We start from the raw sequence: 21,833 nt of genomic DNA, 5'->3' as shown, positions 1-21,833 counted from the left end.
CGCCCCTTCACGGCGCTGCCGAACTGCGGCCGACCCGTCGCGGCGCTGCCGGACCGCAGCCGGCCTCGCTCGGCCCGCTCAGCCACCCGCGCCGCTACTCCTCCGCGAGTTCCGCCACTCCCGTCACCCGGTGCAGCGGGTAGGTGCGTACCTCGTCGGCCGTGTGGTCGTATGCCGTGACGAAGCCGCCCTCGACGCGGATCGGGGCGATGACGCGCTGGCTGGCGGTGCCCTCGGCGTTGACGTAGCCGATCCACAGGGTGCCGCCGGTGAGGACGGCGGCCTGCATGGTGGCGAGGGTCTCGGCGGGGGTGGTGCGCGGGAGTTCGCCGCCCTGGACGGCGGTGCCGGCGGGCTTGCGCGGGGTGGTGGCGGCCAGGTCGCCGGCGCGGATCGCGCGGATCGCGGCGGCCAGGAGGGTGCCGTCCGGCGGTGGCGGGCCGTCCGGGACCGGCTCGGGGGCCGTGCGCGGCGGCGTGCGGTGGGCGTGGGCGCGGGTGATCAGGACGTCGCCCTCGGCGGACTCGGCGGCGGGCGCGTAGCCCATCGCGCGCAGGCCCTCCAGGAGGGCGGCCGGGTCGGCCTGGGTGGCGAGGACGGTCGGGGCGAGGCGGCGCAGGCGCAGGGCGGCGGCCCGCTTGTCGGCCATGATCTCGTTCAGGACGGTGTCGTCGTCGCAGCGGACGTACGCCGAGGCCGCCCCCACCCGCAGATGGCCGTGCTTGCGGGCCACGTCGTCGATCAGGTAGGCGAGCGGCTGCGGGACCGGTGTGCGGGAGTGGGTGGTGAGGAAGGTGTGCAGGTCGGTGGCGGTGCGGCCGGCGTCCAGGGCGCGGCGGACCGAGGCGGGCGTGAAGCGGTAGACGGTGGCGCCGCCCTTGGACTCGACGTCGGCGAGTACGCCCAGCGCGTCGGCGAGCGGGCGTTGCAGCGGGCCGGGGGCGACCGCCGTCAGGTCGGCCTGGAGCAGGACGTGGTCCAGCGGCTCGGGCAGCAGTGGGGCGAGGAGACGGCCGGCGGCCGCGGCGGCGACGGCCTGCTCGGGCGGGGAGAGGGGTTCGAGGACGGCGGCGGGACGGTGGTGGTGCACGGGGAGCTTGCCGCCGGGCCCGGCGGCCGCCAGCTCCTTTTCCACCGAGGGCGCCACCAAGGGCTCCACCGGTGGCGCCCCGAGGAGCGCCCTGCCGTGCGCCGACAGCGCCCCGCGTCCCGTCACGCCCAGCAGCTCGGCCTCCGACAGGGTCCAGCGGGCCAGGCGGCCGCGCAGGTCGTCGCCCTGCTGCTGGGGGCCGCGCAGGGGGCGTTCCCAGCGCAGCCGGGCCAGTACCGAGGCGGCGGCCGGGGCGGTGCCCTCCGGGAGGCCGGCCAGCAGGGCCAGGACCCGGTGCCGTACCTCGGTCGCGGCCGAGCGGTCGAGGCCGGGGCCGAGCGCCGACAGCGCGCGGTCCTTGGCGTCCCGGCCGCCGACCAGACCGGAGGCGCGGGTCGCGGTGAGCCAGGCCTGGGCGAGCTGGGACCAGCGTTCGGCCGGGGGGAGCTCCAGCCACTCGTCGTAGGCGGGGGTGGCCGCGTAGCGCTCGTCGGCCTCGCCGTCGGAGGCGAGCAGCCCGGCCGCGTACGCCAGCTCGACCCAGAAGGCGGTCACCGGCTCGGGCAGGTCCAGGGCCACGGCCGTCCGCTTGAGGTCCCGGACGCTGAGGCCGCCGGCCCGCAGCACGGTGGGCCCGCCCTCGTCCCAGTCCTTCAGCAGCTCCTCGACGGTGGCGAGCGCGGTGTACGCCTGCCCGGCCGCCGTCGCGTCCACAACCTGTGGACGGTGCGTCGCCGTCGGTTCGACCGCGGGCGGCACCGGTTCCGGCTCGCGGTGCGCCCGGCCCTCGCGCAGGTGCAGGGCGACCTCGCGGGGGAGGACGACCGTGCCCGGCCCGGTCGGCAGCAGCAGGCCGCGGTCGAGGAGCCAGCGCAGATGGGCGGCCGGTTCCGGGGTGACCTGGCCGTACGGCGGTCCCCAGACCAGCCGGGAGAGGACCTCGCGGGACTCAGCGGGCGCGGCGGCGAGCAGCTTCGCCATCTTCTTGCGGTGGCCGAACAGCCGGCCGAGCGCGTCCGCCGCGGACACCGAGTCATGGGTCGAGGGCAGCCCGGCGGTGGTGACGATCTCCTGGATCCGGCCCGGCGACATCCCCGAGGTGGCCTCCCGCACGGTCGGGCCCAGCCCGGTCGGCGAGGGGTACTGCGGGGACGGGGCGAGCACCTCGCGCGCGGTCCGCACCAGCCGCAGCCGGTCGTCGTCGCCCCACACCAGCGCCTGGTCGCGGAGCGTGGTGACGGCACGCGGCAGGGCGGCGGCGACCGACGGGTCCCCGCCGTCGCCGGCCATCAGGCCCAGCAGTTCCCCGTACGACGCCGGGTCGCCGGCCACCGCGAGCGCTTCCGCGGTCTGCAGGGCGAAGCGGTCCAGGCGTTCCAGGGCGCGCAGCACCGAGGCGCGGGTGCCGGCCCGGGTGGCCAGCTGGGTGAGGTCGGTGGGGACGGGGGTGATGAGGTCGGGGCGGGCGCGCAGCAGTACGGCCAGGGACGCGTCGTCCTTGGCGCGAAGCGCCTCCGCGAGGGAACGCGGCGGGGTGGCCGGGTTGCTCATCCGACCCACGGTAGCGGGTGCGGGGCGGGGACCGGGATCACCTGTCCCACGGCCTCTTCTGTGTACAGGGCAGCCACCGGGCGAACGGAACGTTTCACAGATGTCCCCCACATGAACTTCAGCGGGAGGATCACGGCAGTTCCGGCAAGACTCGCCGCGCACTCGTCACCCTGGGCTCCCTGGCCACCGCGTGAAGTCAACTGTGCGACCGGTCACGGGGATTCGGGAGGATGCGGTCGTGAGAGCGTTCGGCGCCGAGCTCGATTTCAACAACGTCGTCGCGATCGTCAGCGTCGCGATCCCGGTGCTGGCGTTCTTCTGGGAGTTCGTCGTCATCCGCCGCAAGCGGCTCGGCTACCGGCTCCAGATGGACACCCTGGCCACGGACACCGCGCACGCGCCGAGCGCCGACGTGCTGGCGCGGATGCGGGACGACGGCCACGAGTTGGTGGAGCCGTCGTTCGTGCTGGTGCGGATCGAGAACGCCGGCTGGCGGGAGATCGTCCCCGGCGACTATCTGACCCCGCCCGACGACAAGACCGGTATCCGGGTGATGTTCCGGGACCGCCGGGTCGTCGGCATGGCGGTGACCGAACTCAGCCAGCCCACACTCCGGCACTTCTTCGTCACCACCCGGGACGGCACCACCCAGGAGACCGACGGCTTCGGGAAGGACTGGGAGGACGGCACCGGTGTCATCCGGCTGCCCAAGGTGACGCTGAACCCCGGCGCCCACTACAAGGTCCTCGCGGTGCTGGAGCGCCTGGGCGGCAGCCCGCACGCGCCCTTTCCGCAGCCCGAGTTCCAGGCGGCGGTCACCGGGGGCATGGACCACTCCTTCGCCTGGCTGCGCTGGCTGCCCCGGCTCAAGATGGCGCACACCGAGAGCCACACCTTCGCCTCCGGGGCGGCGCTGGCCGGCATGGGCCTGCTGGCGGCGGCGGTCGTGCTCCAGGCCAGCCTGACCCTGTTCTTGCCCGCCAGACCCGCGCCGCTGGACTGCGTCGGCGGCACCCTGCACCTGTCGGGTTCGACCGCCTTCGAGCCGGCGGTGACGGCGGCGGCCAAGGAGTACACCCGGCTGTGCTCGGCCAAGGGCGCCCGCATCCCGGTCGATGACGGGGTGTTCCGCGGCAGCGGAGCGGGGCTCACCACGCTGGAGAAGGCCGGCCGGGACGCCGGGATCTCCGGCAACGAGGGGCTCGGCGACCACATCGCCTTCACCGACGGCCCGGCCGGCAAGGGACACCCCGAGGATCTGCCGCGCCCGGTGGTCTACTCCCTGTTCACCCTCGTCGTGAACAAGGACGCGCACGTCAGCAACCTCTCCCTCCAGCAGATCCGCGACATCTACGCCAGGAAGATCACCAACTGGTCCGCGGTGGGCGGCGCCGACCTCCCCATCCACCTCGTCAACCGCTACTCAGACTCCGGCACCCGCAACGCCCTCGAGGAACGCGTCCTCGCGGGCAAGCCGGTGCCGGGCGCCGCGAACGGCGACTGCGCCTCCCTGGACCCGGCCAGGCCCGGCGTCTGCGAGGTCGACAGCACCGACACCATGCTGGACACCACGGCCGCGCAGCACGGCGCCCTCGGCTACAGCGAAGCGGCCGGCGTCACCTCCGCCGACCTGGTCAAACTGAACATCGGCGACATGCCGCCCACCCTCGAAGGCGTCGAGCACGGCACGTACCCGTTCTGGCAGACCGAGTACGCCTACACCTTCGGCGAACCGCCCGCCGGCTCCATCGCCGCGGCCTTCCTGCGCTACCTCACCGACCAGGGCGGCAAGGACATCCTCCGCGAGTACGGCAACCGCCCCTGCTCGGAGACGCGTTACCCGCTGGTGTGCCGGCCGACGTGAACCGTGACCTGCGCTACCGTCGTTCCGACGGGTTATTCAACGCAGCGGCCCCGGAGGGGACTTCGTGGGTATCGAGAGTGATCAGGTCGTCTACGAGTATCTGAGCCGCGTCGGGGACATCGCGCACCAGCGCCAGTTGTCGTCGTCCGACCGTATGCGGCTCGTGTCGGGGCTGCGCAACGAGATCGACCGGCACCGGGCGAAGGCCACCGTCGACAGTCCCGCCGCCGTGCGGCGCATCCTGGACCGGCTGGGCTCGCCCGACGAGGTCGTCGAGGCTGCCGGGGGTACGACGGAGACCGCGCCGCCACCGCCGCCGGCCGCGGTTCCCGTCCAGCGGGAGGCCGGGGCGGCCGCCGGGGGCGAGGACCTGCGCCGCGTCGTACCGCGTCCGCGGCCCGCCGAGCCGGAAGACGGTCCGATGCCGCCCGACTGGTGGCGGGTGGACAGCAGCCCGTTCGGGGACGGCGACAGCGTGCCGGGGTTCGTGGGCGGTGTGGAGATCCCGGAGCTGCTCAGGAAGCCGCGGCTGCGGAAGGAGGAGCCGGAGGAGGCGGCCGGGGAGCCGGAGGCGGCCGTCGAGCCCGCCCCGAAGGCCGAGGCGGCCGAAGCCGTGCCGCCCGCCCGCCGTCGCTTCCGCGTGGTCCCCCGGCCCGCGGTCGGCTGGAGCAACCCCCTGCTGCTGCTCGCCGCCGCCGCGCTGGTCGTGGGCGCGGTGCTCGGCAACTGGTTCGCGCTGCTCCTCGGCTGGCTCATCGCCTACGGCTCCCGCCGGCTCAGCCCCACGGAGACCAAGCTGGCCGTGATGTGGGTACCGGGGCTTTCGGTCGCAGCCGGCGTGGTCTGGCTGTGGGGACGGAGCGCCGGCCGCTGGGGCGCCCCGATAGCCCAGGGCCACATGAGCGGTGCGGTGGGGGAGACCTGGCCGTGGGTGGTGCGGGGGGCGGCGGTGGCGTCGGCGCTGTATCTGGTGTGGCGGTCGCAGAGAGCGCGGTAGGGGGTGCCGGGTGCGGTTGTCGGGCGACTGCGGGTGGGTGGGGGCGGTTCGCGCAGTTCCCGGCGCCCCCAAGAAGGTGGGTCCACTGGTCCCACCTGAAGGGGCGCGGTGCTGTGTCCGATATGCGGCTCCGCCGCGTGGGCGCGACAAGCCCCCACGCCCCCGCACCCGCCCCCGCACCCGGACAGCGTCCCAAGGCGTCCGGGCACAATGGCCCATATGACTTCTCGCGCCCTCACCGTCGGCTTCGACCTCGACATGACCCTCATCGACTCCCGGCCCGGGATCCACGCCTGCTACACGGCCCTGGCCGAGCGGACGGGGACCTTCATCGATGCCGATCTGGCGATCACCCGGCTGGGGCCGCCGCTCGCCGAGGAGTTGATCAACTGGTTTCCGGCCGAGCGGGTCGCGGAGATGAGTGATCTGTACCGGGCCATGTATCCGGAGATCGCGATCGCCGCGACGCCCGCCATGCCGGGCGCGCGGGAGGCGGTCGCGGCGGTGCAGGGCGCGGGGGGCAAGGCCGTCGTGGTCACCGCGAAGTACGAGCCCAATGCGAAGCTGCATCTCAGCCACCTCGGCATAGTCCCCGACGCGGTGGTCGGCGACCTCTGGGCCGAGCAGAAGGCCGTCGCGCTGCGCGAGCACGGCGCCGTCGTGTACGTCGGCGACCACGTCGGCGACGTGCGCGGGGCACGGACCGCCGGAGCGCTGTCCGTCGCCGTGGCCACCGGGCCGTGCGACGCGGAGGAACTGCTCGCGGCGGGCGCCGACGTGGTCCTCGGGGACCTCACCGAACTCCCGGCCTGGCTGTCGGCCTACCGCGAGGACGCCTCCCGGGCCTGACGGCGCCCCGCCGCGATCGACTGGAGCACTCCGGCGCCGGCGACCAGGAAGCCGACGCCCATGAGCATGCTCAGCACGTACATGTAGGTCGGAAAGGGCTTCGCGCCGAGGAACAGCGGTATCACGGTGACGAGAGTGGCCACCGTGCCGATGAAGAAGAGCACGGCACCGGCGCGGATCAGTCGGTCACCGGGTCCGGCGGAATTCGCTTGGGTTTTGTCACGCACTCGACCAGGGTAGTTCCCTGCCCGAAGGAACAACCGGGCGACGTCTTGTCACGCGCCCGAAGACCATTAGCCTTGGTACCGGCGGGTCATGGTCGACCCGCCCGAGTGCTATCAGGGCCCGTTCCAGAGCTGTTGCATTCAGAAGTTTCCCGAGCAGTTTCCGACGAGATACGAGGACGAGGACAGACGTGCCTACCGGCAAGGTCAAGTGGTTCAACAGTGAGAAGGGCTTCGGCTTTCTCTCCCGTGACGACGGCGGTGACGTCTTCGTCCATTCCTCGGTTCTCCCCGACGGGGTCGACGTACTGAAGCCCGGCCAGCGCGTGGAGTTCGGCGTCGTCGCCGGTCAACGCGGCGACCAGGCACTGTCGGTGGTCCTGCTCGACCCCACCCCGTCGGTCGCCGCCGCCCAGCGCAAGAAGCCGGACGAACTGGCCTCGATCGTGCAGGACCTGACGACCCTGCTCGAAAACATCACGCCGATGCTGGAACGCGGCCGTTACCCCGACAAGGCCGCCGGTGCGAAGATCGCCGGGCTGCTGCGCGCGGTCGCGGACCAGCTCGACGTGTAAGCGGGTAAGAGACAGGCAAGTCGCGTAAGCGTGCAAGTCCCGTAAGGGCTTTTACGGGAAATCGAGTGCGTGCGGACCGAGGGGCGGTACGAGTCCCTCGGCCGCCGCCCGGGTGAGCAGTCCGCGTACCGCCGCGTAGCCGTCCTCGCCGAGTTCCGAGGTGAACTCGTTGACGTAGAGCCCGATGTGCTGGTCGGCGACGGCCGGGTCCATCTCCTGGGCGTGCGCCATGACGTACGGCCGGGAGGCCTCGGGGTCGTCCCAGGCCGCGTGGACGGACGTACGGATCGACGCGGCGAGACGGGTGAGCGTCTCCGCGCCCAGCGAGCGCCTGGCGATGATCGCGCCGAGCGGGATGGGCAGGCCCGTCGTGTCCTCCCAGTGCTCGCCCATGTCGGCGAGCTTGTGCAGCCCGTAGTTCTGGTAGGTGAAGCGCGCCTCGTGGATCACCAGCCCCGCGTCGACCTTCCCGTCCCGTACGGCCGGCATGATCTCGTGGAAGGGCATGACCACGATCTCGCCGACGCCACCGGGGAGCGTGTCCGCCGCCCAGAGGCGGAACAGCAGGTACGCCGTCGACCTCTCGCTCGGTACGGCGACCGTACGGCCCGTGAGGTCCGTCCCGGCCTCCCTGGTCAGCACCAGCGGCCCGCAGCCTCGGCCGAGCGCGCCCCCGCAGGGCAGCAGCGCGTACTCGTCGAGGACGTACGGCAGCACGGCGTACGACACCTTCAGCGCGTCGGACTCGCCGCGCTCGGCCATGCCGTTGGTGATGTCGATGTCCGCGAAGGTCACGTCGAGCGCGGGTGCGCCCGCGACGCGGCCGTGGGCGAGGGCGTCGAAGACGAAGGTGTCGTTCGGGCAGGGCGAGTACGCGATGCGCAACGAGTCAGCGGTGGTCATGTGGGTTCCAACTCTCCAGGACGGGCGCGAGCTTCCCGAAGGCCTCGGTCAGGGCGGCCAGGGCGTCCGCGATGCGCCAGGCGGCGCGGTCGCGGGGACCGACGGGGTTGGAGACCGCGCGGATCTCCAGCACGGGCACGCCGTGCGCGGCGGCCGCCTCGGCCACGCCGAAGCCCTCCATGGCCTCGGCCAGGGCGTGCGGGTGCCGGGCGTGCAGTTCGGCCGCGCGGGCGGCCGAGCCGGTCACGGTGGACACCGTGAGTACCGCTCCGGGGCGTGCTCCGGTCGCCTCGGCGGTGGCTCGTACGAGTGGATCCGGCGGACGGTGGCTGACGGTCCCGAATCCCAGTCCGGTCACCGGCACGAACCCGTCGGCCGTCTCGGCGCCCAGGTCCGCCGCGATGATCTCGTCGGCGACGACCAGGGAGCCCACGGGGGCCGCCGGCCGGAAACCGCCGGCGATCCCGGCGGAGACGACCAGGGCGTAGGGGCGGCCGTCGAGGGCGGCGGCGGTGAGGGCGGTCGCGGTGCCCGCGGCGGCCAGGGCGGGTCCGACTCCGGCGGCCAGCAGGTCGTACCCCGCGTCTCCGGCGCGCGTGCGGTGCAGCAGGGCCGAGCCCGGCAGCCGTACCTCGGTCGTCCCGTCCGTGAACGCACCTGCCACCGCGTCCCGTTCGGCCGGGACCGCGGTGGCGACGAGGATGCGTACGGTGGACGTGGTCAGGCGTCCTTCTTGAGCTTGAAGGACCACAGACCCAGCACCGACTTGTCGCCCTCCTTGATGGAGACGAGGGTCGAGTCGCCGGAGGCGCCGTACTGGGCGTTGAAGAACACGCTGCCCGGGATGGTGCGGTAGGTCTTGGTGCTGGACTCGGTGAGCGCCTGACCGTTCATCAGGATCGTCCAGCCGTTGTCCGCGATCTTCGGGTCGACGCCGAAGCGGACGGTGTCGTCCGGGTCCACCTTGATGGACTTGATCCCGGTGTCCTTCAGGCAGTTCGCGAGGGAGGCCGTGTTCAGGGCCTTGCCGTCGTTGTAACAGGTGGCCTCGGAGTTGACCGAGCTCGTACCGACGGTGATCGTGGCGATGGGCGAGGGCTTGTCACAGGCCGACAGGACGAGCAGTCCGGCGGAAACGGCGCCGGCGGCGGCGACGACGCGGCGGCGTCGCGAGCGGGATTGCAGCGTGGTCATGGCCGAAGGCTATCGGGACCGCCCCGCCCGCCCCCCACGTGGGGTGCGGCGTGCCCGGTTCGTTACGCCAGGTGCGTTTCTCAGGCCACTCTCGGCCGCGAGCGTGTGCCGTGGCGGGCCGAGGTGAGCAGGCCGCGCAGGGTGGCCAGCCAGCCCGCTGCCACGATCACGGCGGCCACCACCAGGCCCAGGGTGCCGTTCAGCGGCATCACGATGCCCACCGCGCCGCCGAACACCCAGGCCATCTGGAGCAGCGTCTCCGAGCGCGCGAACGCCGAGGTGCGCACCTGCTCCGGCACGTCCCGCTGGATCAGCGCGTCCAGGCACAGCTTGGCCAGCGCCTGCGCGAACCCGGCCACCGCGGCCAGGACGGCCACCAGGAAGGCGCCGAAGAACAGGGCCGCGACGATCGCCGTCCCCAGCACCACGGCGACCACCGTCACGATGATGATCTCCGGCGCCCGGGAGCGCAGCCAGGCCCCCACCGCCGTACCGAGCGCGTTGCCCGCGCCCGCGGAGACACCCACTATCCCCAGCGACACCGCCGCGCTCTCGCCGGTCAGCGGGTGCTCGCGGAGCAGGAACGCCAGGAAGAAGATCAGGAAGCCGGAGAGGCAGCGCAGGGCCGCGTTCGCGCCGAGCGCGTGCGTGACGGCGGGCCCCACCGTCCGCAGCCCCGGCCGCTTCGCCTCCTTGCGGAGCGGGCCGTGCAGATGCTCCTCGTCGGCGGCGAGCAGCGCCACGTCCTCGCCCTTGGCCGAGTCGACCTTCGTGGGCAGGGTGAAGGAGAGAAACGTCCCGGCAACGAAGATCACGAAGGCGCCGTAGAGCGGCCAGGGGTCGCCGATGGCATGCAGCCCGGCTCCGATCGGAGCGGCCACACCGGTGGCGAGCAGCCCGGCGAGGGTGACCCGTGAATTGGCCTTCACGAGGGAGAACCGGGGCGGCAGCAGCCGGGGCACGACGGCACTGCGCACCACGCCGTACGCCTTCGACGCCACCAGCACCCCGAGCGCGGCCGGATACAGCTCCAGGCTGCCGCTGGCCACCGCACCCGAGATGATCAGCGCGAGCAGCGCCCGGGCGAGCATCGCGCCGGCCATCGCGGCGCGCCGGCCGTGCGGAAGGCGGTCGAGGAAGGGACCGATGACCGGGGCGAGAACGGTGAAGGGCGCCATGGTGATGGCCAGATAGAGCGCCACCCGCCCCCGGGCCTCGTCGGTCGGCACGGAGAAGAACACGGTGGAGGCCAGCGCGACGGTGATCATGACGTCGCCCGCGCCGTTGACCGCGTGCAGCTCGATCAGCTTGCCCAGGCCGGACTCACCGGCGCCGTGCGCGTGCGTGGCCTTGCGGATGCCCCGGGCGGTACCGGTCACCGGGAGGTGCAGGGCACGCCCGACCGAGCGGACGGCACCGCGCATCCGGCCCGCACCGCTACCGACCCCGACGGTCTGTTGGGGGGACTTCGCGGTTGCCACGTCGTTCATAGTGCCCTGAGACGACAGTTCCTAGTGCACTTTGTGACCAAGCGAGTCGGAGGGGACCGCGGCGCCCCGTAGGCTCACAACCCCGTGCGGCACCCCCCGCTGTCGGCCCCCCGCCGCCGCGCAGGCATCGCGGCGGACTGTCCCCCACTACCGGCGACGGGGTAGCGTGCCTATCTCAGCCATAAAGCACAATGGATGGCAGAGGTGCGCCCGAGCGCGATCGGACGCGGACGTCGATGCGGCCCACAGGTCCGCTCCGTTCGCCCCACCGCCGGAGGCAGCCGCACTCGTGAGACGGCGTAGGAGAGAAGCGATACCTGTGAGCGCAGCGACAACGCGAAGCCGCACCCCCGACCGTCTGTGCGCCGAGGCCGTCGACCTCGCCCGGACCGCCGCCGAGGAGGCCGCCGCACCCGGAGTGGTGGGCGAGCACGCCGGAGCGGTGGCGGAGGGCGACCGCGTCGTCACGCACTATTTCGAGTGCAAGGAACTCGGGTACCGCGGCTGGCGCTGGGCGGTGACGGTGGCCCGCGCCTCCCGCGCCAAGATCGTCACGCTGGACGAGGTGGTCCTCCTGCCCGGCTCCGACGCCCTCCTCGCCCCCGAGTGGGTGCCCTGGAGCGAGCGGCTGCGCCCCGGCGACATGGGCCCTGGCGACCTGCTCCCCACCGAGGCCGAGGACCTCCGTCTGGAGCCCGGCTACACCGGCGAGGACGGACCGGAGCCGAACTCCCCGGTCTCGGCGGAGATGGAGGAGCTGGCGGAGGCGGAGGACGCCGAGGTCACCGCGGGCACGCCCGCGCATCTGCCCACCGTCCCCTCCCGGGGCACGATCGCGTCGGTCGCCGAGGAACTGGGCATGCGCCGCGCCCGGGTCCTGTCCCGCTACGGCCTGCACATCGCCGCCGACCGCTGGGAGGAGTCGTTCGGCGCGAAGACCCCGATGGCCCAGGCGGCCCCCGCGACCTGCGTCAGCTGCGGCTTCCTCACCCCCATCGGCGGCTCCCTGGGCCAGGCCTTCGGCGTCTGCGCCAACGAGTTCTCCCCGGCCGACGGCCGGGTCGTCTCCTTCGCCTACGGCTGCGGCGGTCACTCGGAGGCCGCGGTCATGCCGAAGCCGCCGGTGGTGGCCCCCCCGGTGATCGACGAGACCCGTGTCGACCCCTTCCCGCTCCGCCCCGCCTCCGACTCCGGATCGGTACCGGCGACGGAGGACGAGACGTCGGCGGAGCTGGGTCACTCGTAACGCGAGGCGTCCATGAGCATGGGCCGTCTGCGTACCGCGGGCGGCTCGGACCCGCTCCCTCCGGGAGCCCAGCCGTGGACATATGACTGCCGGCACGCCGGAGTGCGAGCTCTGCCGCCTCTGACAGGGGGCTTCGACCGAGGCGGCTGCGCAACCGCGGCTCCGCGTGACGCGCGTCAGCTCCCTGTCGTCCTCACGCCGACCGCTCGGACGTGGTGTGCGGCGTACGCCTCCGAGCGGTGGTCTTCTGCCAGAACGCGACGAGGGCGCGGGCCGTCTCGGCGGGACGGTCCACATTGGGGGAGTGGTCCGCGCCCTCGATGATCGCCCGGTCGGCGGCGAGGCGGGTCGCCATGGCGCTCTGCCAGGCGACGGGCCAGGCGTAGTCGGTGCTCCCGGACAGCACCAGCTTCGGTATCGGGACGGCTGCCAGTTCGGTCACCCGGTCCGGTTCCGTCAGGAGCCGGCGTCCGGTCGCGGTGAGCTGCTCGGGCACGGTGTTCAGCCAGCGGCGGTACAGGAACTCCGCCACGTCGGCGGGAAGCCCGGCCATGTCCCGTCCGGGACGGGCCGTGGTCCGCATCTCCTGCCACACGGTTTCCTTCCCGAGCACCGGCAGCCAGTCGACGAGCAGCTGAACGTACCGCTGCTGCTCGGGCTGGATGGCCGCCGGGCCCGAACCCATCAGGGTCAACGACGCCCAGGGGCAGGCGGGCGCGGTGGCCAGCACGGCCGCGCGGGCGACGAGGGCGCCCATGGAGTGACCGAGCAGGTGCAACGGGGTGGCCGCCGTCTCCTCCAGAGCGGCCGTCTGAGCCCTTACGTCGGCGGCGAGTTCGTGTTGCGCGTACGCCTCCTCGTCGGCCGGTCCGGGGCTCTCGTGCTGTCCGCGTCCGTCGACCGCCACCGCACGGAAGCCCGCTTCGCTCAAGGGCCGGAGCAGGGGCAGGAAGTCCTCCTTGCTGCCGATGAAGCCGGGCACCAGCAGCACGGTTCCGGTGTGCGGGACCTCGGCGGGCGGGGCGCAGTCGAGGGCGGCGAAGACACCTCGGGCGGTTTCCAGACGTCGTACGCGGGTCCGGGGCGGGAGAGCGAGGCTCGGAGGTCGACTCATGGCGGGAGGCTACGCGAAGCGACGGGAGCTCACAGGAGGTCACGGAAGGAGCGGGAGCCGCCCAGGCCGCGCCCGCCCGGTTCCGCGGATCCGGTTCACCCGGCGCGGCCGTTCAGTTCCTGCCGTACCCGGGTGAGGAAGGCGTCGACCAGGCGCAGATCACGATGCGGGGTGAGGCCGGTCACCAGTCGGTGGACGTAGCCGTGGGCGCGGTGGGAGTCGACCCGCTGGAGGATGTCCACCGAACGGTGGCCGAAGACGAGGCTCTGCTCCAGGTCTCCTGCCGTGAGGTGGGCGGTGGCGACGACGGCGAGCCGCATCCCCACCGATCGGGTGAAGGCGTTCGGCGCCATCGGGGCCGCCTGCTCGTGCCAGGCGAAGCAGGCGCGGGGGTTGCCGAGGTCGCGGTGGATCTCGGCGGCGTCGGCGGCGAGTCGGGGGTGGGTGAAGAAGTCGATCCACTCCGGTCCGTCGCCGGGCCGCACGGCGTCGAGGAGACGCTCGGCGGTCGCGAGGGCGGTGCCCGCGGCGCGGGCGTCACTGGCCCGGGCGTGCGCGCGGGCCTTGATGAGCCAGGTGAACGCCAGTACCCGGGTGTCGGCGTGGTGCTGGGCCGGGCCGAGCGCACCCTCGATCATGTCGAGCGCGGTCGCGGGACGGCCGTAGAGGGCGACGTGCAGGGCCATGGTGGTCAGGACGTAGGCGGTGGCGTCGGGGTCGCCCGCCGCGCGGGCCCAGTACAGGGCACGGCCGAAGTGGCGGCGGGCGTCGACGTGCCGTCCGGTGTCGAGCGCGGCCCATCCGGCCAGGCGGGCCAGTTCGGCGCAGACCGCGCACAGTTCGCGCTGGCGGCTCTCGGTGAGCGGCCGGCCGAAGAGCGGCAGCGCCCACTGGTCGAGCAGGTGGGCGGCGGCCCGCGCCTGGGCGCTGCCTCCGCCGTGGCGCGAGTCGCCGTGCCGGACGGCGGCGACGGCGCGGTGCAGGGCCGCGACCTCTTCCTTGCCGACCTGATGCCGGTTCTCCCGGCTGAAGGGCGGGAACGCCGGGGGCAGGGTGGCGGCGAGGGCGCTGCCACCCGCCACGGACAGGAGTATTCGGCGGTTCAGGCGGTTCAGGCGATTCGAGCGGTCCGGATGGTTCGAGCGATTCAGGCGGTTCGGTTGGCTTCGATGGCTCGGTTGGCTCGGTTGGCTCGGTTGGTTCATGGGGGCGACCTCCATGGGTCTGCCGTCGGTTCGGCCTCGGTTCAGCCGGCCAGGGCCAATTGCCCGGCCAGGTCCCGTACGTCCTTCAGGTAGGCCACGACGGTCGGCTCGCGGCGCCAGGGGGTGAGCGACTCGGTGTAGATCTTCAGGTAGTCGAGTCCGCGCACGCTTTGCAGCCGGGCGAAGAGCCGCAGCGATTCTCCGCCGAGGCGCAGTGAGTGCTCCAGTTCGCCCGACTGCGCGTGGGCGGTCGCCAGGACCGACAGCCGGATGCCACGAGAGCGCGCGTACGCGTCGCCGGGCATCGATCCCAGTGCGTGCCAGGAGAAGGTGGCCTCGGGGCGGCCGAGGTCGCGGAAGATCTCCGTGGCGTCGGTGACGATCCGTTGCCGGGAGAAGAACTCGATCCAGGGGCGCTCTCCGGGCCCTTCGGCCGCACCGCGCTCCTGAAGGCGTTCGGCGGCGGCCAGGCAGGAGGCGGCGGCCCGCGCGTCCTTCTGCCGGGCATGGGCGCGCGCCTCGATGAGCTTGGCGAAGCCCAGGACCCGCGGGTCGGCGGAGGGCACCCGTTCGTGGGCGCCCTGGGCCATGTCGATGGCCTGGGAGGTGAAGCCCCGCATCAGTGCCTGCATGGCCATGGTGCTCAGTACGTACGAGCCGAGGTGTACGTCGCTGCCCGCCTTGGCCAGTCGCAGCGCCTGGATGAAGTGCCGTTGGGCGACCTGGTGGTGGCCCGCGTCGAATGCGGTCCAGCCGGCCAGCCGGGCCATCTCGGCGGTCACCGAGAACAGTTCGCGCCCGTCGCGCTCGGAGTACCGCCCGTCGAGCAGTGGTGTGACGCGCTCGTACAGGTAGGCGGTGAGCGACCGGGACTTCCACGTCGCGCCGCCGAACCGGGAGTCCCACAGCCGAGCCGAGTCGGCGGCCTCCCGCAGTTCCCGGATGTGCTGCTGGTCGACCGTGATCCGTCCGGAGGGGGGTGACAGGGACTCGGTCGGGTTGACCAGCCACCGGGTGACGGGTTCCGAGAAGGCCGAGATGACGAAGGGCGAGCTGGCGAGGAAGGTCCGCCGGTTCACTGTGCTCCAATACGACGATGCTTCGCTGATCGCGTCGCGCTGACCCCTCGGGAACTCCAGACCGGCGTCACGGTCCAGATGCCCTGGCCGCTCCATGCCGATCTCCCCCAACCCGACCGGCCTGCCCAGTGCTTCGGACAGGGCGGCGCACATGTACTGCGGCACGGGCCAGCGCGGACGCACGCCACGGCGGCACCAATTGGCCACGGAGGTGTGCGTGTACTCGCTTTTTATTCCGTGCGACAGGCAGATCCGGTTGAGATGGTGGGCAAGTCTCTTGTGACTGATACCGGATTCCTCGATCAGGCTCTCCAGCCGGACGTTCCGTTGCGGCAGGGGTTTCCTCTCCGCTGTCACGTCAGTCACGTGCGCCCACCTCCTCATGGGGCCGACTCCGCGTGAACACCAGCATAGCCATGGTGAGTTGGCGTGAGCAGCGGTCGCGATCCATGAGCCCCCTCATGAGCCCTGCCAGGGTTCCGCGCGGCCTGATCTCCTGATGAAAAGAAATCCGGACACGGAATGGAGAGGTACGTGCGAAAGAACGGAAAGAGGAATTCCGCGCACGTCAGGAACTGGGCGGTGCTCTCGGCCCGATGGATTGCCGCGCTGGTCTGTGCCTATGTACCACTGGCCGGCCAGCTGCCGCCTCTGCTGCCCGCCCCGCTGCTCAACGCCCTCGCCCTGCTCACCGCGTTGCCCGCGCTTCTCCCGGTCCCGACGGCGGATTCCCGGCCGATGGCCGGTCCTGGCACGCAGCGCACCGCACGTCCGGCGGCAGGCGCCGACGCCGTACGTCGTCCGGGGCGTACGCGCGGCGCCTCCTGGACGGTCGCGGCCCACCGCAACCGCAGCCGACTCAGGCAGCGCAGACACCTTGAGCACCAGGAACTCCACACGCCCCGCACGCGGGGCCCGCACCGCCCGAATCGCCGCCACGTACGGACGCCCGAGGGTCCCGCCCCGCACGGAACGGCGCGATCCGGGCACCGCGCGGGCAGGCGGGCACCGTCGGCCGCGCGGGAGGTACCTTCGTCCTCACGCCGATGAGGAGAGAAAACGTGAGCAAGTTCGTGCGGCCGGCCGCCGAGGGCGCCGACCCCTTCGGCACCGCCCGCCTGCGCCGCGGTGTCCTCGACGCCTGGGCCACCAGTCCCGCCCGGTTCCGTGAGGACGCCAACGCCGAGGAGGACCTGGTCCTCGGCGGCTACCGGGACCGGCTCGTCGTGGAACTCGCGCAGAACGCCGCCGACGCGGCCGCCCGCGCCGGTGTCCCCGGCCGGTTCCGGCTCACCCTCCGCGACGGCGTCCTCTTCGCCGCCAACACCGGCGCCCCGCTGGACGCGGCCGGCGTCGAGTCCCTCTCCACCCTGCGTGCCTCCGCGAAGCGGGAGGAGACCGAGAGCGCCGTCGGCCGGTTCGGGGTCGGCTTCGCCGCCGTGCTGGCGGTGACGGACGAGCCCGCGGTGGTCGGCCGGCACGGCGGCGTGCGGTGGTCGCTCGCCGAGGCCCGGGAGCTGGCCGAGGAGACCGCCCGGCAGAGCGGCGGGCTCGGCGACGAGATCCGTCGCCGGGACGGCCATGTGCCGCTGCTCCGGCTCCCGTTCGCCGCCGAGGGCACCGCCCCGGACCCGTACGACACCGTCGTGATCCTGCCGCTCCGGGACATCGCCGCCACCGATCTCGCCGAACGGCTCCTCGCCGCCGTCGACGACGCCCTCCTGCTCGCCCTGCCGGGGCTGGAAGAGGTCGTGATCGAGAGCGGCGACACCGTACGCACCCTGCGTCGGGGCACCGACGGCCCGCTCACCGTCGTGGACGACTCCCAGGAGGGCACGACCCGCTGGCGCACCGTCTCCGCGCACGGCCCGCTCACCCCGGAGCTGCTGGCCGGCCGGCCGGTGGAGGAGCGGCTGCGCCCGCACTGGTCGCTGACCTGGGCCGTGCCCACGGACGGCGCGGGTGCTCCGGACCGCCCGCGCACCGCCGCCGTGCTGCACGCCCCCACCCCCAGCGACGAGCCCCTCGGCGTCCCCGCCCTGCTCATCGCGTCCTTCCCCCTCGACACCACCCGCCGGCACGCGGCCCCCGGCCCGCTCACCGACTTCCTGGTGCAGCGCGCGGCCGACGCGTACGCCGAACTCCTCGCCGGCTGGCGGCCGGTGGGGGAGGGGATCATCCATCTGGTGCCCGGCCCGCTGGCCAAGGGCGAGCTGGACGGCGCGCTGCGCCAGGCGATCCTGGAGCGGCTGCCGCGCACCGCGTTCCTGCCGCCCGCCGTCGAGGCAGGCGACGACAGCGAGCTCCCCGAGGCGCTGCGGCCGCGGGACGCCGAGATCGTGGAGGGGGCGGGCGCGGACACGGTCCGGGTCCTCGCCGAGGTGCTCCCCACACTGCTGCCCGCCGGTCTCGAACGCCGGGTGGAACTGCGCACGCTGTCCGTCACCCGCCTCCCGCTCGCCGACGCCGTCGACCGCCTCGCCGGCCTGGAGAAGGACCCGGACTGGTGGTGGCGGCTCTACGACAGCCTCGCGGGCGTCGACCCGGAGCGGCTGTCCGGGCTGCCGGTGCCGCTGGCCGACGGGCGGACCACCATCGGCCCGCGCCAGATCCTGCTCCCCACCCCGGACGCGGCCATCGACCCCGAGGTCCTGGCCCGGCTCGGCCTCAAGGTCGCCCACCAGGACGCCGCCCACCCCCTCCTGGAGAAGCTCGGCGCCCTGCCCGCGACCCCGCGCGCGGTCCTCACCACCCCGCAGGTACGGGCCGCCGTGGCCGCCTCCCTGGACGACGAGGGAAGCGTGAACTGGGAGGAGGACACCCCGGACGCCGAGGAGCTGGCGGACACGGTCCTCGCCCTGGTCCGGGACGCCGGCCTGGAACCCGGCGACGAGCCCTGGCTGGGCGCCCTCGCCCTGCCCGACGAGGACGGCGAGTTGGCCCCCGCCGGTGAACTCGTCCTCCCCGGTAGCCCGTTCGCCCGGGTGATCAGGGAAGGCGAACTCGCCGCCGTGGCCGCCGACCTGGCGGAGAAGTGGGGCGAACAGCCGCTGGCCGCGTGCGGGGTGCTGGCGAACTTCGCCCTCGTCCGCGCCACCGACGTCGTCCTGGACCCGGACGAACTGGAGCCGCGCGAGGGTGACTTCGCCGAACCCGACGACGCCGGCCTGCTCGACGCCGTCGACGTCTGGTGCGAGGACATCCTCGACCGCTTCCCGGACACGCCCGTACCCCCGGTCGCCACCGAGCTGATCGCCGTCCGCGACCTGGACCTCGTCGACGAGGACCAGTGGCCCGAGGCGCTCGCCCTGCTCGCCAGGCCGCCGCTGCGGGACGCCCTCACCCAGCCGGTCCGCATCCTGCTGCCGGACGGCACCCACGAGGTCGTACGGCCGTACACGGCGTGGTGGCTGCGCGGTCACCCGGTGCTCGACGGCCGCCGCCCCGCCGGTCTGCTGGCCTCCGGCGGCGACCCGCTGCTGCGCGGCCTCTACGAGGAGGCCGACGCGACCGGCTTCGAGGACGAGCAGGTGCTGCGGGCGCTGGGGGTGCGGACCTCGGTCGCCGCCCTCCTCGACGAGCCGGGCGGCGCCGCCGAACTCCTGGACCGCCTCGCCGACCCGGACCGCTCCGTCACCGGCGCCCAGCTGCACGCCCTCTACGGCGCGCTGGCGGACCTGGACCCCGAGCAGGTGACCCTCCCCGACGAGCTGCGGGCGGTGATCGACGGCCGGGTGGAGGTGGTGGACGCGGCGGACGCGGTGGTCGTCGACTCCCCGGACCTGCTGCCGTTCACGGCCGGTGTCCCGCTGATCCCGGTACGGCCCGCACGCGCCGCCGAACTGGCCGAACTGTTCCAGGTGCGGAGGCTGAGCGAGTCGGTGACGGGGTCGGTCGACTCGGCGGGCACCGAACACGACGTCCCCGAGCCGGTCCGCGTCCTGCTCGGTCCGCGCACCCCGGAGACCTACGTCGAACACGAGGAGCTGCTGGTCGACGGCGTCGAGATCGACTGGCGGCTCACCGGGGACGGCGTCCTGCACGCCGCCACCCTGGAGGGCGTCGCCGCCGGACTCGCCTGGGCGGCCGGTCAGTGGCCGCGCCGCTTCGAGGTGGCCGCCCTGCTGGAGGACCCGTCCCGCACGGAGGAACTGGCCCGGGACCGCTGGTTCGACTGAGGGCCGAAAGGCGATGGCCCGGGACCGCTGGTTCGACTGAGGGCCGAAAGGCGATGGCCCGGGACCCCGGCAGGGGCCCGGGCCATGTCTGATCGGCCAGATCGGTCAGGCTTCCACTTCCAGGAAGTACTCGAAGCGGTCCAGGTCGAGTGCCATGCCGGTCAGACGGTGGAAACCGGAGACGTGCTCCGGCCCCAGCGGATACACGTCGGTGAGCCGGTCCGCCGGCATGGCCAGCAGCCCCGCGAACGCGTCCGCGCCCACGGACGAGACGTCGGTGACCGACTCGGGGGTGTCCTCGTCCTTGGAGTAGCGGGCGACGAGGTATCTCATGGGGCACCTTCCGGGCTGGTGAGAGCGTGTGGCCGGCGGTTCGGGCAACCGCCGGAAGGAATCTCTCACACAACTTTTCGTTTATCGCACAACCTTTCCCCTTGCCGGCGGATCTGATCGGGCGAGTCAACAGACTCCCTGGTCACTTCCATGCAGGGGAACGCATGCGCATACGCGCCACCACGGTCGCCGTCTCCGGCGTCCTGGCCCTTTCCGCCCTCGCCGTGCCGGCCGCACAGGCCGCCGGCGGTTCTTCCTACAGCCCCTCCGGCCTGGCGAAGCTCGCCCAGGCGCACCAGGGCACCGCCGGCCGGTCGGCGTACACCGCCTCGACCGCGGACGACGCGGGCGACCCCTACGCGCTGGACCTGTCCTTCTCCAACGTCCAGGTCAACAAGGGCAAGCCGATCGTCGCGGGCACCACCACCCACGGCACGTTCCCGGTCACCTACACGGTGACGCACGGCGCCGACGTCGACATCCACGCGGACGACTTCCTGATGGACGTCGAGATCTACCGCGGCGCGACCATCGACGACCCGGCGAACGAGCTGTTCGGCGTGGACTGGCCGTCCTGCACGGACACCTCGACGACCACCGCCAGCTGCAAGGGCACCATCGACGTCTACGCGGACGAGGAGCTCACCAACTCCGACGCCACCACCTGGAAGGCGTTCGGCTTCGCGCTCGCCCTCAACGGGCAGGACCCGACGGGCGACGACTGGAGCAAGATCGGCTACGCCGAGGGGGACAACCTGGCCACCACCAAGCTCCAGCGCCTGTCGAAGCTGACGGTGAACGCCGCCCCGGAGCCGGTGAAGAAGGGCAAGACCGTCACGGTCACCGGCAAGCTGTCCCGCGCCAGCTGGGACGACGGCCAGTACCACGGCTACGCCGGCCAGTCCGTGCGGCTGCAGTTCCGCAAGAAGAGCTCCAGCACCTACACGAACGTCAAGGGCATCAAGTCGTCCTCGACCGGCACCCTGAAGACGACCACCCCGGCGACGGTGGACGGCTACTACCGCTTCTCCTTCGTGGGCACCGCCACGACCCCGGCGGTCAACGCGACGGGCGACTACGTCGACGTGAAGTAATCCCATGGGGACGTAATCCGGTCGCAAAGGAATCAAAATCTGATCGGATTACGTCCCGCTCGTACAACCACGCTCGCCCCTCGTGGATCTGATCACTGAGTCAACAGACTCCCTAGATCACTTGGGCCTCGCGCCCACTGTTCTCCACTTGGGGAATCCATGCGCATTCGTGCCACTGTGGCCGCCGTCTCCGGCGCCCTGGCCATCTCCGCGTTCGTCGCCCCGGCCGCGCACGCCGCCGGCAGCACCACGCTGGACGTCACCTTCTCCAGCGTGAAGGTCAACAGCGGCAAGGCCGTTGTCGTGCCCGCCACGGGATCCGTGAAGTTCTCGATCACCTACAAGGTGACCCATGCCGCCAGCCTGAAGAGCAGCGACTTCGACACCATCCCGGTCATCTACCACGGCTCCGACATCAAGTCGTCCCAGTACGGCGTCGCCCCCTCCGACCTGCCGACCTGCACGGACACCTCCTCGACCGTCGAGAGCTGCAAGGCCACCCTCAGCGCCAGCCACAAGGACATGGTCAACAGCATCGCCGGTACCTGGCAGGCGGGCGCCATCGCCTTCGACAAGGACGGCAACCCCACCTTCGGGAACAGCCTGGGCAAGGTCTCGGTCCAGCGTCTGTCCAAGCTGACGGTGAACGCCGCCCCGGAACCGGTGAAGAAGGGCAAGACCATCACGGTCACCGGCTCCCTGACCCGCGCCAACTGGGACGCGGCCAAGTACTCCGGCTACGGCAGCCAGTCGGTCAAGCTGCAGTTCCGCAAGAAGGGCTCCAGCACCTACACCACGCTGAAGACCATCAAGTCCTCCTCGACGGGCGCCCTGAAGACGACGACCA

General features: G+C 72.6%; 18 protein-coding genes. 8 read left to right on the top strand and 10 right to left on the bottom strand.

The window, feature by feature from the left end; translation table 11 throughout:
* Positions 1-94: 94 nt before the first annotated feature.
* Complete coding sequence (locus tag ACZ5K7_RS10350) at positions 95-2,641, bottom strand: helicase-associated domain-containing protein (protein WP_468912382.1); 2,547 nt, start codon at positions 2,639-2,641, stop codon at positions 95-97.
* 238 nt (positions 2,642-2,879) lie between these two features.
* Between ACZ5K7_RS10350 and ACZ5K7_RS10345 the strand changes: the two genes are divergently transcribed.
* The 3 genes from ACZ5K7_RS10345 to ACZ5K7_RS10335 all read left to right on the top strand — a co-directional run bounded on the left by ACZ5K7_RS10345 (position 2,880) and on the right by ACZ5K7_RS10335 (position 6,351).
* Positions 2,880-4,505 (top strand): PstS family phosphate ABC transporter substrate-binding protein, encoded by a 1,626-nt coding sequence (locus ACZ5K7_RS10345; protein WP_468912380.1) that lies wholly within the window; start codon positions 2,880-2,882, stop codon positions 4,503-4,505.
* Positions 4,506-4,569: 64 nt separating this feature from the next.
* A complete protein-coding gene (locus ACZ5K7_RS10340) occupies positions 4,570-5,502 on the top strand; it encodes a hypothetical protein (RefSeq protein ID WP_468912379.1) in 933 nt (310 codons plus the stop codon).
* 210 nt (positions 5,503-5,712) lie between these two features.
* Complete coding sequence (locus ACZ5K7_RS10335) at positions 5,713-6,351, top strand: HAD family hydrolase (protein WP_468912377.1); 639 nt, start codon at positions 5,713-5,715, stop codon at positions 6,349-6,351.
* Here the strand turns inward: ACZ5K7_RS10335 and ACZ5K7_RS10330 are convergent.
* A complete protein-coding gene (locus tag ACZ5K7_RS10330; protein ID WP_468912375.1) occupies positions 6,324-6,578 on the bottom strand; it encodes a hypothetical protein in 255 nt (84 codons plus the stop codon). The two genes, ACZ5K7_RS10335 and ACZ5K7_RS10330, sit on opposite strands and share 28 nt — an antisense overlap.
* Before the next feature lie 188 nt (positions 6,579-6,766).
* Here ACZ5K7_RS10330 and ACZ5K7_RS10325 point away from each other — a divergent pair, with 188 nt between their 5' ends.
* A complete protein-coding gene (locus ACZ5K7_RS10325) occupies positions 6,767-7,150 on the top strand; it encodes a cold-shock protein (protein WP_351711400.1) in 384 nt (127 codons plus the stop codon).
* 51 nt (positions 7,151-7,201) lie between these two features.
* Here ACZ5K7_RS10325 and ACZ5K7_RS10320 read toward each other — a convergent pair whose 3' ends face one another.
* The 4 genes from ACZ5K7_RS10320 to ACZ5K7_RS10305 all read right to left on the bottom strand — a co-directional run bounded on the left by ACZ5K7_RS10320 (position 7,202) and on the right by ACZ5K7_RS10305 (position 10,671).
* On the bottom strand, positions 7,202-8,053 hold the full coding sequence (locus tag ACZ5K7_RS10320) for a 1,4-dihydroxy-6-naphthoate synthase (protein WP_468912372.1): 852 nt from the start codon (positions 8,051-8,053) through the stop codon (positions 7,202-7,204).
* Positions 8,040-8,804: a futalosine hydrolase gene (locus ACZ5K7_RS10315; protein ID WP_351711404.1), complete on the bottom strand. Its 765-nt coding sequence runs from the start codon at positions 8,802-8,804 to the stop codon at positions 8,040-8,042. The genes ACZ5K7_RS10320 and ACZ5K7_RS10315 overlap by 14 nt, the downstream gene beginning before the upstream one ends.
* The gene (locus ACZ5K7_RS10310; RefSeq protein ID WP_351711406.1) at positions 8,774-9,247 is read right to left on the bottom strand and encodes a DUF2771 domain-containing protein; all 474 of its coding nucleotides are present in this window, start codon (positions 9,245-9,247) and stop codon (positions 8,774-8,776) included. The genes ACZ5K7_RS10315 and ACZ5K7_RS10310 overlap by 31 nt, the downstream gene beginning before the upstream one ends.
* Positions 9,248-9,327: 80 nt before the next feature.
* Positions 9,328-10,671, bottom strand: coding sequence for an MFS transporter (locus ACZ5K7_RS10305; protein WP_351711454.1), 1,344 nt, complete (start codon positions 10,669-10,671; stop codon positions 9,328-9,330).
* A gap of 385 nt (positions 10,672-11,056) precedes the next feature.
* Between ACZ5K7_RS10305 and ACZ5K7_RS10300 the strand changes: the two genes are divergently transcribed.
* Entirely contained in the window at positions 11,057-11,983 is a 927-nt protein-coding gene (locus ACZ5K7_RS10300) for a DUF3027 domain-containing protein (protein ID WP_468912370.1), read from the top strand.
* 193 nt (positions 11,984-12,176) lie between these two features.
* On the opposite strand, the gene ACZ5K7_RS10295 is transcribed toward ACZ5K7_RS10300, so the two are convergent.
* The 3 genes from ACZ5K7_RS10295 to ACZ5K7_RS10285 form a co-directional block, all read right to left on the bottom strand.
* Positions 12,177-13,097, bottom strand: coding sequence for an alpha/beta fold hydrolase (locus ACZ5K7_RS10295; protein ID WP_468912368.1), 921 nt, complete (start codon positions 13,095-13,097; stop codon positions 12,177-12,179).
* 95 nt (positions 13,098-13,192) lie between these two features.
* A complete protein-coding gene (locus ACZ5K7_RS10290; RefSeq protein ID WP_468912366.1) occupies positions 13,193-14,179 on the bottom strand; it encodes a sporulation protein in 987 nt (328 codons plus the stop codon).
* Between the two features lie 164 nt (positions 14,180-14,343).
* A complete protein-coding gene (locus tag ACZ5K7_RS10285; RefSeq protein ID WP_468912365.1) occupies positions 14,344-15,747 on the bottom strand; it encodes a sporulation protein in 1,404 nt (467 codons plus the stop codon).
* A 695-nt stretch (positions 15,748-16,442) separates the two neighbouring features.
* On the opposite strand from ACZ5K7_RS10285, the gene ACZ5K7_RS10280 reads away from it, so the two are divergent.
* A complete protein-coding gene (locus ACZ5K7_RS10280) occupies positions 16,443-19,559 on the top strand; it encodes a sacsin N-terminal ATP-binding-like domain-containing protein (RefSeq protein WP_351711416.1) in 3,117 nt (1,038 codons plus the stop codon).
* Between the two features lie 105 nt (positions 19,560-19,664).
* Here the strand turns inward: ACZ5K7_RS10280 and ACZ5K7_RS10275 are convergent, their stop codons facing one another.
* Positions 19,665-19,892: a DUF7683 domain-containing protein gene (locus ACZ5K7_RS10275; protein WP_468912363.1), complete on the bottom strand. Its 228-nt coding sequence runs from the start codon at positions 19,890-19,892 to the stop codon at positions 19,665-19,667.
* A gap of 164 nt (positions 19,893-20,056) precedes the next feature.
* Between ACZ5K7_RS10275 and ACZ5K7_RS10270 the strand changes: the two genes are divergently transcribed.
* Both ACZ5K7_RS10270 and ACZ5K7_RS10265 read left to right on the top strand, forming a co-directional pair.
* The gene (locus ACZ5K7_RS10270; protein WP_468912361.1) at positions 20,057-20,986 is read left to right on the top strand and encodes a hypothetical protein; all 930 of its coding nucleotides are present in this window, start codon (positions 20,057-20,059) and stop codon (positions 20,984-20,986) included.
* Positions 20,987-21,145: 159 nt separating this feature from the next.
* Positions 21,146-21,833 (top strand): hypothetical protein (locus ACZ5K7_RS10265; RefSeq protein WP_468912359.1); only part of this gene is annotated, 688 nt, incomplete at its 3' end.

This window comes from Streptomyces sp. NPDC031497 (assembly GCF_055580905.1).
Note: the sequence above shows the minus strand (reverse complement) of the source record. Positions and strands in the feature narration are given on the sequence as shown.

Excerpts from the sequence above, each read along its gene's own strand:
- ACZ5K7_RS10350 (WP_468912382.1), bottom strand. The coding sequence starts at position 2,641 with ATGAGCAACCCGGCCACCCCGCCGCGTTCCCTCGCGGAGGCGCTTCGC.
- ACZ5K7_RS10270 (WP_468912361.1), top strand. The coding sequence starts at position 20,057 with ATGCGCATACGCGCCACCACGGTCGCCGTCTCCGGCGTCCTGGCCCTT.
- ACZ5K7_RS10305 (WP_351711454.1), bottom strand. The coding sequence starts at position 10,671 with ATGCGCGGTGCCGTCCGCTCGGTCGGGCGTGCCCTGCACCTCCCGGTG.
- ACZ5K7_RS10275 (WP_468912363.1), bottom strand. The coding sequence starts at position 19,892 with ATGAGATACCTCGTCGCCCGCTACTCCAAGGACGAGGACACCCCCGAG.
- ACZ5K7_RS10320 (WP_468912372.1), bottom strand. The coding sequence starts at position 8,053 with ATGACCACCGCTGACTCGTTGCGCATCGCGTACTCGCCCTGCCCGAAC.
- ACZ5K7_RS10295 (WP_468912368.1), bottom strand. The coding sequence starts at position 13,097 with ATGAGTCGACCTCCGAGCCTCGCTCTCCCGCCCCGGACCCGCGTACGA.
- ACZ5K7_RS10310 (WP_351711406.1), bottom strand. The coding sequence starts at position 9,247 with ATGACCACGCTGCAATCCCGCTCGCGACGCCGCCGCGTCGTCGCCGCC.
- ACZ5K7_RS10335 (WP_468912377.1), top strand. The coding sequence starts at position 5,713 with ATGGCCCATATGACTTCTCGCGCCCTCACCGTCGGCTTCGACCTCGAC.